Here is a 12,192-nt window from a genome sequence, read left to right as displayed (position 1 = left end):
CAGAATGTCAAAACCGTCCTTAGATCTACAAATTCTCACCTTGCCGGATAATCCCGGTGTGTATCAATATTACGATAAAGACGGGAAAATTTTATATGTAGGCAAAGCCAAAAATTTAAAAAAAAGGGTTTCCTCCTATTTCAATAAAATTCACGATACGGCTAAAACAAATGTTTTGGTTCGAAAAATCGTAACCATAAAACACATTGTGGTTCCCACAGAAACCGACGCGCTTTTATTAGAAAACAATTTAATCAAAACATTACAGCCAAGATATAATGTTTTGCTGCGCGATGATAAAAGTTATCCCTGGATTTGTATAAAAAAAGAACCTTTTTCGAGAATATTTTTAACCCGAAGAATGGTCAAAGACGGATCTGAATATTTTGGTCCGTACACTAATTTCAAAATGGTTTATACGATTCTGGATTTGATAAAAGAATTATATCCGTTAAGAACCTGCAATTACGATTTAAGTAAATCCAATATTGAATCAGGCAAATTCAAAGTTTGTCTGGAATATCATATTGGCAATTGCAAAGGTCCGTGCGAAGGCATAGAATCTCTGGAAGATTATCAAAGACAAGTCGACGCAATCCGAGAGATTTTAAAAGGAAATTTCAAGGAAAGTATGAAAGATTTCAAACGTTTAATGGCACAATATGCACAGGATTTGCGTTTTGAAGAGGCTCAAAAAATCAAAGAAAAAATAGAAATCCTCGAAAATTATCAATCAAGATCAACAATTGTAAATCCAAAGATTACCAATATTGATGTTTTCTCGATTGTTTCAGATGAAAGCGCGGCTTATGTCAACTTTTTACAAATTTCTCACGGTTCGATTATTCGTTCGCATACTTTAGAAATCAAGAAAAAACTGGACGAAAGCGACGAAGAATTATTAGAACTGGCCATTATCGAGCTTCGGGAGCGTTTTCAATTATTATCAAAAGAAATTATTGTTCCGTTTGAAATTGATTTGGGAGAAAAAATAAAAGTAACCGTTCCGCAGCTTGGAGATAAAAAACAGATTTTAGATTTATCAATTCGAAATGCCAAATTCTACCGAATTGAACAATTGAAACAATTGCAGATTGTTGATCCTGATCGTCACGTTAATAGAATTATGGCACAGATGCAGAAAGATTTACGTCTTCCTGTTGAGCCTCGACATATAGAATGTTTTGATAACTCGAATATTCAGGGAACAAATCCTGTTGCGGCCTGCGTCGTTTTTAAAGATGGAAAAGCCAGTAAAAAAGATTACCGCCATTTTAATGTAAAAACGGTTGAAGGCCCTGACGATTTTGCTTCGATGACCGAAATTGTATATCGTCGTTACAAAAGATTATTAGATGAAAATGAACCTTTACCGCAATTAATAATTATTGACGGTGGAAAAGGGCAATTGTCTGCGGCTTTAAAAAGTATTGACGAATTAGGTTTGCGAGGAAAAATTGCGATTATCGGGATTGCAAAACGTCTCGAAGAACTTTTTTATCCGGGCGATTCGATTCCGTTATATCTCGATAAAAAATCAGAAACTTTAAAAGTAATTCAGCAGTTACGAAATGAAGCGCACCGATTTGGGATTACATTTCACCGTGATAAACGAAGCAAAGCAGCACTTAATTCTTCTGTAGAAAGTATACCGGGAATTGGCGAAAAAACAATGCTCACGTTAATACAACATTTTAAAAGTGTTAAGAGATTGAAATTAGCTTCTGAAAAAGACATATCAGCAGTTGTTGGTGTATCAAAAGCAAAAAAAATTGTCGAATTTTATCATCCAAAAGAAAATTAACTCATTTTGAAAAAGCTCTTTTTACCTATTTGTTTCTTGTTCGTTTTTTCTATTTCGTATAGTCAAAATGAAGTTTCGGTTTTACAAAAAGACAAAAGTGAATTTAACGTTAGTTTTGAAGATGATTTTGAAACATTAAAAATAAAAAATTCTAAAACGGGGCAAATTCAAGTCATAAACAATGTTGAAGCTTCGATAACAGGAAAGCAATCCAGATTAGAAGTTAACGATTTTAATTTTGACGGGTTTATGGATTTTGCTTCTTTTCATACCGATGACGGAATGGGAGTTTATACCATTTATCAAATTTTTATTTTTAACCCGAAAACAAAACTATTTGACACATTAAATTTTCCGTCAAATTTTAATCCTAAATGCGATATGTTTTGTGATGTGAAAATTGATAAAATTAAAAAGACACTTACATCAAGCTGCAGAGGCGGCGCAAGAAATCATACCGATGTTTGGAAATACGATAAAAACAAAAAATTAATACTTTCAAAAACACAATCATATTAAGATAAATCTAGTATAAAGCCGAAAAAATTACCGACTTTTACAAAACCAATTACTTATTTTTTATGCGCCTCAACAAGCTGTTAATTTTAAAAACTCAGTCAACAGGATTTTCTCCCGTTCCGAAAAGCATCGGAACCATTTGGGGTGCGGCATTGTTGTTTTTTGTGTTTTTATTGCTGCCCGAAAATTTATTTTCGCAGGAAATAAAACAAGACAGTGTAAAAAAAAGACCTAAAATTGGTTTGGTTTTAAGCGGCGGCGGTGCCAAAGGTTTTGCGCATATTGGAGTTTTAAAAGTTTTGGAAGAAGCCGGAATCAAAATCGATTATATTGGAGGAACCAGCATGGGTTCTGTAATTGGCGGATTGTATGCTTCTGGTTATAACGCTTCACAAATTGATTCTATTTTCAAAAGAACCAATTTCGACGAATTAATAAACGATTATATTCCGCGTTCCTCAAAAAACTTTTACGGTAAAAAAAATGATGAATTATATGCGATCGTTTTACCGTTTAGTAATTTCAGAGTCGGCATTCCCGAAGCACTTTCAAAAGGAATGTACAATTATAATTTGTTAAGCAGTTTAACAAGAAACGTTCGCCATGTTCGTGATTTTAATAAATTGCCAACTCCGTTTTTATGTATTGGAACCAATATTGAAACGGGTGAAGAAGTACTTTTAAACAAAGGAAATCTGGTTCAGGCCATGATGGCGAGTGCTGCTTTTCCTTCCTTATTTACTCCGGTTGAAATCGACGGAAATTTATTGGTCGATGGCGGCGTTGTAAACAATTACCCAATTAAAGAAGTTCGAAATCTTGGTGCCGATATTATTATTGGTGTTGATGTTCAGGACGATTTAATGAAGCGAAAAAACTTAAAAAATGCTACCAGAATCTTGGTTCAGATTACTAATTTGCAATCTATAGATAAAATGAAAAGCAAAATAAAGGATACCGATGTTTACATAAAACCGGACATTCGTGACTTTGGTGTAATTTCATTTGACAGAGGGGAAGAAATTATCAGGAAAGGGGAAGAAGCTGCTTTTGCCGTTTACGAAAAAATTAAATCATTGGTAAACGAAGACAATTTTTATAAAAAACCGAAATTAAAAATCGCTTCAGATACTCTTGAAATTCAAAAAATAAATACGGAACAATTAGATAATTATACGAAAGAATACATTCGCGGAAAACTTCGTTTTAAACCGGGAAGTACAATTACATATGATGATCTGAAAAGGGGAATAAATAATTTGAATGCCACTCAAAACTTTAGTACGATTTCGTATTGTTTGCAGCCAGACGGCAATCAGGATGATTTAGATTTGGTATTGAAAGAAAATCCAACGCAGACTTTTTTAAAACTCGGACTTCATTATGACGGACTTTACAAAAGTGCTGTTTTATTGAATCTTACTCATAAAAAGACATTCTTAAAAAATGATGTTACTTCAATGGACATTATTTTGGGAGATAATTTTAGATATGATTTCAACTATTATGTTGAAAATGGTTTTAATATCAGCTTTGGTTTCCGTTCAAGATTGAATCAGTTCAACCGAAATGTAACCACAAGTTTAAGCGGACTGGTTTCAGAAAATCCAAATTTAAAACTGATTAATGTTGACTTTTTAGATTTGACTAATCAGGCTTATTTTCAAACCATTTTTGTACAAAAGTTTTTAATGGGCGGCGGTTTAGAATATAAATACCTAAAAATAAATTCGCCTACACTTAGTAATGAAGAAAACATAATAGACAAAAGCAGTTATATCAGCGCGTTTGCTTATTTAAAATACGATTCGTTTGACGATAAACATTTTCCAAATTCGGGATTGTTTTTTTCTACAGATTTGCAGACTTATCTGGCTTCGTCTGATTATACCAATAAATTTAAACCATTTTCGATTGCAAAAGCAGAAGTTTCTTTTGTTAAAACTGTATTTAGAAAAGCGACCATCAAAATTGGAGCCGATGCCGGATTTAACATTGGCAGTGACAGCGTTCCTTTTTTCGATTTTATACTTGGAGGTTTTGGATACAACAAGATCAATAACTTCAATTATTTCTACGGATATGATTTTTTAAGTATTGCCGGAAATAGTTTTATAAAATCAGATATTACTTTGGATTATGAGATCCTAAAAAAGAATCACATCAATATTTCGGCAAATTTTGCCAACATTGGAGATGATATTTTTACGACAGTCGATTGGATTTCAATGCCTAAATATTCCGGTTATTCTGTAGGTTACGGATTAGAAACTATAATTGGCCCAATCGAAGTTAAACAATCCTGGTCGCCGGAAACTTCAAAAAGCTTTACATGGTTTAGTATTGGATTTGCCTTTTAAGCTGATTTTTTATAAATATTTTATGTTATAAATAATATAATATGTAATTTTGATCAATAAAAATTACGACATTTGTCATAATGAAAACAAATTGGACAGGTTTATTAGAGTATCTTCAATTTCTTATCAAGAGAAATCCAGAGTAATGCCTCTATCGAATTGAGATAATTAGTCAATTGAAAAAATTGAACTGGTTATCTGTTCTTCAATTCAAATTTTCGAATTATCTAATTTACAAATTATCTAATTGAAAAAGCCATGCCACTATACCATAAACTTGGGGATTTCCCTCAAAAAAGACACACCCAATTCGAAAAACCAAACGGCGGATTTTATTATGAACAGTTATTTGGAACAGAAGGTTTTCACGGACATTCTTCCCTTTCTTATCATGTTCACAGACCAACGCAGGTTAAAGAAATTTTAAATTCTTATTCGGTTGAACCAAAAATTGCAATCGGAAAAAATATAAAATCACTTCTTTTTAAAGGTTTTGAATTAAAACCGGAAAATGATTTTCTTGACAGCCGCAAAGCCATGTTAGTCAATAAAGACTGTATTATTGGTTTGGCTGCGCCGAAAGAATCGCTTCGAAATTATTTCTATAAAAATGCCGATGCTGATGAAATGCTTTTCATCCATAAAGGAAAAGGAAAATTAAGAACCATGTTAGGAAATATTCCGTTTGAATATGGTGATTATTTAATTATTCCACGCGGGATTATTTACCAAATCGAATTCGAAACAACAGAAAACCGACTATTTTATGTAGAATCGTATTCTCCATTTTATACTCCAAAACGATATAAAAACCAATCTGGTCAGCATTTAGAACATTCTCCGTTTTGTGAGCGTGATTTTATTTTGCCTAACGAATTGGAAACACACGACGAAAAAGGTGATTTTTTAATTAAAATTAAAAAAGAAGGCATGATTCACGAAGTGGTTTATGCAACGCATCCTTTTGATGTTGTGGGTTGGGACGGTTATAATTTCCCGTACGGATTCTCGATTCACAATTTTGAACCTATAACGGGACGTGTTCACCAACCGCCTCCGGTACATCAAACTTTTGAAACGGCAGCTTTTGTTGTTTGTTCATTCTGCCCAAGACTTTACGATTATCATCCGAAAGCAATTCCGGCGCCGTACAACCACAGCAATATAGATTCTGACGAAGTTCTGTATTATGTTGATGGTGATTTTATGAGTCGTAATAATATTGAGCAAGGTCATATCACTTTACATCCAAAAGGAATTCCGCATGGTCCAGCACCGGGCGCAATGGAGCGCAGTATTGGTCATAAAGAAACTCAGGAATTAGCCGTTATGGTTGATACTTTCAGACCGCTTATGGTTACGGAAGAAGCTATGGGTCTTGATGATGGACAGTATTATAAATCTTGGACTGAATAGTTATTGTAATTAATCTAACGCAAAGTTCGCAAAGGATTTTTCGCAAAGTTTGCAAAGATTTTTAATGACGTTTTACTTAAATGAGTTCGCAAAGCTTTGCGTTCTTTGCAATTTTTAAAATCTTAATAATAAAAATCTTTGCGCTCTTTGCGGTAAAAAAAAAACAATCTAAAAACAACATTTCGGAAAAATCAAATAAACGATTAACCGATTAAACAAATAAACATTATGTCAAAAGAAGTAAAATCAGTAGAATACGGATTAGAAAAAATCTTTGAAGGAGCACAAGATTTCCTTCCGTTATTAGGAACAGATTATGTAGAGTTTTATGTAGGCAATGCAAAACAATCTGCACATTATTATAAAACTGCTTTCGGATATCAATCATTAGCTTACGCCGGATTAGAAACCGGAGTAAAAGACAGAGCATCGTATGTTTTGAAACAAGACAAAATCAGAATTGTTTTGACTACGCCTTTAACAGCTGATTCTCCAATTAATGAACATTTGAAAAAACATGGTGACGGAGTAAAAGTAGCTGCACTTTGGGTTGAAGATGCTACAAAATCTTACGAAGAAACTATGAAACGCGGTGCACGTTCTTTCATGGAACCAACTGTTGAAGAAGATGAATTTGGACAAGTTATTCGTTCAGGAATTTACACTTACGGAGAAACGGTTCACATTTTTGTAGAAAGAAAAAACTACAATGGTGTTTTCTTACCAGGTTATAAAGAATGGAAATCAGATTATAATCCAGAACCAACGGGATTAAAATATATTGATCACATGGTTGGAAATGTGGGTTGGAATGAAATGAATACCTGGGTAAAATTTTACGAAGACGTAATGGGATTTGTAAATTTCCTTTCTTTTGACGACAAACAAATAACTACAGAATATTCTGCATTGATGAGTAAAGTAATGTCAAACGGAAACGGAAGAATTAAATTCCCTATCAACGAACCAGCCGAAGGAAAGAAAAAATCACAAATTGAAGAATATTTAGATTTCTACGGCGGGCCTGGAATTCAGCATATCGCTATTGCTACAGATGATATTATTAAAACCGTATCACAATTAAGAGCACGCGGTGTTGAATTTTTATCAGCTCCTCCTCATACCTATTACCAAGCGATTCCTGAAAGATTAGGAGTTCATATGGATATGATGAAAGAAGATATTAATGAAATTGAAAAGCTTGCCATCATGGTCGATGCCGATGAAGATGGCTACCTTTTACAAATATTTACTAAGCCGGTTCAGGACCGCCCTACCCTTTTCTTCGAAATTATTCAAAGAATGGGTGCAAAAGGATTTGGCGCAGGTAATTTTAAAGCTCTTTTTGAGTCAATTGAAAGAGAACAGGAATTGAGAGGAACTCTATAAAAACGCATTATTTTTGCATTATGCAGAAAAATTCTCTGTAAAACGTTGATTTTTATGCAAATGTTATGTTAAACTTGACTTTTGCTATTTATTTTTTGAACTTTCTATCTATCTTTGCACTCGCAAATCAAGAAGGGGTGGTTTCCTTCTGAATTGATATAAATTTCATAATTTATAGTTTTTTGGTTAGTTAATAGCATAAAAACTCAGTCATCCTTGACTGAGTTTTTTTGTTTTGGTACATTTGGAATAGAATTTGCATTTATTTACCTTTATAATGAAATGTAAAAATTGTACTATGAAAAAGTTCATTCTCGCTATATTAATTCTCTCTACTCTGGCATTCGACACTCAAAAAGAAAATGCTTTTGATACCGGGGAATATTTCAAATTTAGAATTCATTACGGAATCGTAAATGCCGGCTATGCAACTCTTGAAATTAAAGATGCCACAATAAACAATAAAAAAGTTCACCACGCTGTTGGTAAAGGATATACCACCGGAATGTCAAAATTTTTCTTCAAAGTTGAAGATTTATACGAAAGTTATTTTGATAAGGAAAATGGAGATCCTTACCGCTTTGTGAGAAAAATTGACGAAGGCGGCTACACTAAAAATCAGGAAGGTTTTTTTGACCAGAGCGGCAATAAAGTTTTAGTAAAAGATTACAAACGAAAGACTGAAAAAACGATTGTAATTACTAATAATGTGCAAGATATTGTATCTGCTTTTTATTACTTAAGAAACCATCCGAATATTGATAAATTAAAATCGGGCGAATCGATTACGATTGATATGTTTTTTGATGATGAAATCACAAAATTTAAGTTAAAATATGTAGGCCGTCAAGATATTACAACTAAATTTGGGACGGTTTCTACGATGGTTTTTAAACCACTTGTACAAACAGGAAGAGTTTTTAAAGAAAAAGAAAGTTTAACGCTCTGGATTACAGATGATGACAACAAAGTTCCGATTAGAATTAAAGCGGATTTGGCTGTTGGATCTCTAAAAGCAGATCTCGATGAATATAAAGGATTGAAAAATCCATTTAAAGTTAAAAAATAATGAACCCTACTGATCATTCAGAATCAATTTTAAAAGAAATTGACCTTAAATTTCAAGCAATAAACCAAAAAACTGATGTTCAGTTAGAAGGATTGCTTTGGTCAAAACCAATTACATATTGGGACTACATTCAAACAGACGCTCTTTTAAATTTACAAATACAACGCACAACACTTCCTGATGAAATGGTATTTATTATGTACCATCAGGTTAATGAATTGATATTTAAAATGATTTTGTGGGAAATCGATCAAATCGCAGACACACAAAATATTCAGGTTGATTTTTTCAGCGAAAGACTTTCCAGAATTACCCGCTATTTTGATATGCTGACGAATTCGTTCAGTATTATGGAAAACGGAATGGAAGTCGATCAATACATGAAATTTAGAAATACACTTACTCCTGCAAGCGGGTTTCAAAGTGCTCAATACAGATTAATTGAATTTGCTTCGACAGATGTTATCAATTTAACAGACCGCAGATACAAAGCAAACTTTGACGAAAATACAGATTTAGAAACTACTTTTGAACACCTTTACTGGCAGGCAGCCGGAAAAGATTATCATACAGGTGAAAAATCATATTTACTTCAGGAATTCGAAAACAAATATAAAGTTCAGTTTTTGAGACAAATGTCTACGTTTAAAACTAAAAACATTTGGCAGAAATTCACGCAATTACCTATTGAAGACCAGCAAAATCAAGAATTAATTCACGCAATGCGTCATTACGACAAAACGGTAAACATTACCTGGGTTATGCAGCACCTTAATACTGCAAGAAAATACATCTTAGAAAGCGGAAAAGGCAACGGCGAAGCAACCGGCGGAAGTGAGTGGCAAAAATATATGCATCCAAAATACCAAAGACGCATCTTTTTTCCTAAATTGTGGACCGAAGAAGAATTGTCCAATTGGGGAAATGAAGACCTACTTTAATTTCCTGCAAAAAAAATTAAGAGTTTGAAAAAAGCATTCGTAATTATAATAGTATTATTTTCAATATTTTCGTGTAATAAAACAGAGGAAAAAGTTGAAATTAAAATTACAAAACCAAAAACCAAAAAGGTAGAGTTTGGTTTTAATTACGCTGATTTTAATGTTGTTAACGATACTATTTCCAAAGGAGATTCTTTTGGATCTATTTTGCAGAGTCAAAATATTGGCGACAAAAAAGTATACGACATTGTTGAACAGGTTAAAGACACTTTTGATGTAAGAACTATTCGTTACAACAAACCTTTTACATTACTTCGTTCAAAAAACAAAACAAATAATCTTCAGGTTTTTATTTATCAGCCAGATGCTTTAACTTATTATGTAATCGATTTACGTGACAGTATTGCAAAAGCCTATAAAAAAATAAAACCGGTTACTTTAAAAAGAAAAATTATTGGCGGCGTTTTAAAAACTTCATTATCTGAAACTTTAGGAGATGAAGATGTAGAAACTGCACTTGCCAGCAGAATTACAAAAGTGTTCTCCTGGTCGATTGACTTCTTCAAACTTAAAAAAGGAGACCGTTACGGTTTAATTTTCACAGAACGTTTTATAAACGGAAAAACCTACGACGGTGTTGAAGATCTTGAAGCTGCTTTTTTTGAATATAAAGGAAAAATCGTTTATGCTTTCCCTTTCGAAAAAGATACTCTTTCAGGAAAAATTGAATATTATGATGATGAAGGAAAAACACTGAAAAACTTCTTCTTAAAAACTCCAATTAAATTCAGCCGAATCACTTCCAGATTTACTATGAACAGGTTTCACCCGGTTCAGCATACCTGGAAAGCACACAAAGGAACAGATTATGCGGCTCCAACCGGAACGCCAATTTCAACAACGGCATCTGGAGTGGTTGAAGCAACCGGATATACGGCAGGAAACGGAAACTTTGTAAAAGTAAAACACAACGGAACTTATTCAACTCAATATTTACACATGTCCAGAATTTTAGTGCGCCGCGGACAACGCGTTACACAAGGACAAACAATTGGTTTAGTTGGAAGCACTGGTTTAGCTTCTGGTCCTCACGTTTGTTACCGTTTCTGGAAAAATGGTGTTCAGGTAGATGCGCTTCGATTGAATTTACCAACCGGAGAATCTTTAACCGGAAATGATAAAACCCGTTTCTTTAAACAAATCGAACCTTTGAAAAGGGAGTTGGATAGTATTGGGAATTTGTAAATATCTGAAATCAAAAGCCGAATGAAAAATTCACGTCTTAAAGCAATTTACAATGATACTTTTTCTGGCTTAAAACTATATTACAGAGACACTAATTTGCCTGATAATTTAATTTCTAATTATAAAATTGGGCAAATAATTCAGGAAAAGGGTTTTACAGATATGACTTCTATTGGCGGCGGACTTTCGGGCAATTTCAGGTATTTAATTGCAAGTGCTCATGCCAAAGATTTATCGAAATTCAATCCTGACTCGGCAAAAATTGGTCATTTTCTTTTAGACACTATTGCTTATTTTAAAGTGTTGGATATTCAGAAAATCGGCAATAAAACACAAGTTTTTCTTTTAAACATTCCAGACAATTCAATTTTACTTTTAAAAAATTCATCATCAAATCTGGAAGATGAGATTATAGAAAAAGCAAGAAGGAAATTTGAATCTAAAATTCATTTAGCTTTAATTCCGGAATTACAAACGGAAAGCTGGAAAGAAAGAACAAAATCTCCTCTCGGAATGAATGATAATGGAGAATTGTTTTTTGACGATTCGAAGATTAAAGTTGAATCTCCAAAAAGAATTGAAATCAATATTGAGAAAAAAACTATTGAAGTTAATAAAAAGCCTTGGTGGAAGATTTGGTAAAATAGCATATTTCTTAAAAGTCTACAGAAATATAAGAATTGAAATTAATATATTTTTTTGTATATTTGTAGCATAATTATTACTTTTTATTAAAACTTATAAAATGGCAACTACAATTAAAATTACTCCGGTAGTAAAAGGCAAGGAATCTGAAAGATTCAATGCTGCCATATCTACAAGTAAAACAAACAAGATTTCTGAAGAAAAAAAAGCTGAAATATTTTCTTTAGTCAGCAAGGTAATGGCAAAAAAGGTTTAATGAATGAATTTATTTGATTTTGCTTTTTCATCATTACACAATGACGACGTTTTAGATAATTTTGATTGTGAAGACAACCAAATAAATGAATTCTTACTTGAAGATTCTAAGAATTTTCAAAGCGAAAAAATCACAAACACTTATTTATTTAAAGAAAACAACGAGGTAGCTGCTTTCTTTTCTATTTCAAATGATTGCCTAAATGATTTAGGTTATGAAAACTCTATTTGGAATAAATTACACAGAAAAATCAAATTACCAAACGAAAAAAGAATCAGACAATATCCTGCTGTAAAAATAGCACGATTAGGAATTGATAAAAAATACAAAGGCAACGGGCTATCTCACCAACTTCTTGATTTTATTAAAGGCTGGACTTTTATCGAACACAAACCAGCTTGTAGATTATTAATATTAGATGCTTATAACAAACCTGTTCAGCTTTCTACTTATCAAAAAAACGACTTTACTTTTCTACTCGATTCTGATAAAGAAGAAAAACATAGATTTATGTATTTTGATTTAATGAGATTAGAATAACAATCTAT

The 12,192-nt window shown here is 32.8% G+C and carries 11 protein-coding genes; all 11 read left to right on the top strand.

All coding sequences use genetic code 11. From position 1 onward, the window contains the following. The first annotated feature begins 4 nt into the window (after positions 1–4). The 11 genes from uvrC (at position 5) to ACODSB_RS01720 (ending at position 12,184) form a co-directional block, all read left to right on the top strand. The gene (gene uvrC / locus ACODSB_RS01770; RefSeq protein WP_180855926.1) at positions 5–1,804 is read left to right on the top strand and encodes an excinuclease ABC subunit UvrC; all 1,800 of its coding nucleotides are present in this window, start codon (positions 5–7) and stop codon (positions 1,802–1,804) included. Between the two features lie 6 nt (positions 1,805–1,810). Next, the gene (locus ACODSB_RS01765) at positions 1,811–2,323 is read left to right on the top strand and encodes an XAC2610-related protein (RefSeq protein ID WP_488935782.1); all 513 of its coding nucleotides are present in this window, start codon (positions 1,811–1,813) and stop codon (positions 2,321–2,323) included. Between the two features lie 62 nt (positions 2,324–2,385). Beyond that, on the top strand, positions 2,386–4,683 hold the full coding sequence (locus tag ACODSB_RS01760) for a patatin-like phospholipase family protein (protein WP_488935781.1): 2,298 nt from the start codon (positions 2,386–2,388) through the stop codon (positions 4,681–4,683). 258 nt (positions 4,684–4,941) lie between these two features. Further along, positions 4,942–6,099 carry a homogentisate 1,2-dioxygenase gene (locus tag ACODSB_RS01755; protein WP_053473381.1) on the top strand — a complete coding sequence of 386 codons (1,158 nt, stop codon included), beginning with the start codon at positions 4,942–4,944 and terminating at the stop codon, positions 6,097–6,099. 228 nt (positions 6,100–6,327) lie between these two features. Continuing rightward, entirely contained in the window at positions 6,328–7,488 is a 1,161-nt protein-coding gene (gene hppD / locus ACODSB_RS01750; RefSeq protein WP_142451496.1) for a 4-hydroxyphenylpyruvate dioxygenase, read from the top strand. Between the two features lie 298 nt (positions 7,489–7,786). Beyond that, entirely contained in the window at positions 7,787–8,557 is a 771-nt protein-coding gene (locus tag ACODSB_RS01745) for a DUF3108 domain-containing protein (RefSeq protein WP_053473383.1), read from the top strand. Continuing rightward, on the top strand, positions 8,557–9,498 hold the full coding sequence (locus ACODSB_RS01740; protein ID WP_488935780.1) for a tryptophan 2,3-dioxygenase family protein: 942 nt from the start codon (positions 8,557–8,559) through the stop codon (positions 9,496–9,498). Before ACODSB_RS01745 ends, ACODSB_RS01740 begins: the two co-directional genes overlap by 1 nt. Before the next feature lie 24 nt (positions 9,499–9,522). Further along, on the top strand, positions 9,523–10,743 hold the full coding sequence (locus tag ACODSB_RS01735; RefSeq protein ID WP_488935779.1) for a M23 family metallopeptidase: 1,221 nt from the start codon (positions 9,523–9,525) through the stop codon (positions 10,741–10,743). A 21-nt stretch (positions 10,744–10,764) separates the two neighbouring features. After that, on the top strand, positions 10,765–11,385 hold the full coding sequence (locus tag ACODSB_RS01730; RefSeq protein WP_488935778.1) for a hypothetical protein: 621 nt from the start codon (positions 10,765–10,767) through the stop codon (positions 11,383–11,385). A gap of 103 nt (positions 11,386–11,488) precedes the next feature. Next, on the top strand, positions 11,489–11,644 hold the full coding sequence (locus ACODSB_RS01725) for a hypothetical protein (protein ID WP_488935777.1): 156 nt from the start codon (positions 11,489–11,491) through the stop codon (positions 11,642–11,644). 3 nt (positions 11,645–11,647) lie between these two features. Continuing rightward, positions 11,648–12,184: a GNAT family N-acetyltransferase gene (locus ACODSB_RS01720; protein WP_053473387.1), complete on the top strand. Its 537-nt coding sequence runs from the start codon at positions 11,648–11,650 to the stop codon at positions 12,182–12,184. Positions 12,185–12,192 lie beyond the last annotated feature (8 nt).

It is taken from the genome of Flavobacterium sp. FG68 (genome assembly GCF_057808895.1).
Note: the sequence above shows the minus strand (reverse complement) of the source record. Positions and strands in the feature narration are given on the sequence as shown.

Coding starts and splice junctions, on each gene's coding strand:
- uvrC (WP_180855926.1), top strand. CDS start 5: ATGTCAAAACCGTCCTTAGATCTACAAATTCTCACCTTGCCGGATAAT.
- ACODSB_RS01760 (WP_488935781.1), top strand. CDS start 2,386: ATGCGCCTCAACAAGCTGTTAATTTTAAAAACTCAGTCAACAGGATTT.
- ACODSB_RS01755 (WP_053473381.1), top strand. CDS start 4,942: ATGCCACTATACCATAAACTTGGGGATTTCCCTCAAAAAAGACACACC.
- hppD (WP_142451496.1), top strand. CDS start 6,328: ATGTCAAAAGAAGTAAAATCAGTAGAATACGGATTAGAAAAAATCTTT.
- ACODSB_RS01745 (WP_053473383.1), top strand. CDS start 7,787: ATGAAAAAGTTCATTCTCGCTATATTAATTCTCTCTACTCTGGCATTC.
- ACODSB_RS01740 (WP_488935780.1), top strand. CDS start 8,557: ATGAACCCTACTGATCATTCAGAATCAATTTTAAAAGAAATTGACCTT.
- ACODSB_RS01730 (WP_488935778.1), top strand. CDS start 10,765: ATGAAAAATTCACGTCTTAAAGCAATTTACAATGATACTTTTTCTGGC.
- ACODSB_RS01725 (WP_488935777.1), top strand. CDS start 11,489: ATGGCAACTACAATTAAAATTACTCCGGTAGTAAAAGGCAAGGAATCT.
- ACODSB_RS01720 (WP_053473387.1), top strand. CDS start 11,648: ATGAATTTATTTGATTTTGCTTTTTCATCATTACACAATGACGACGTT.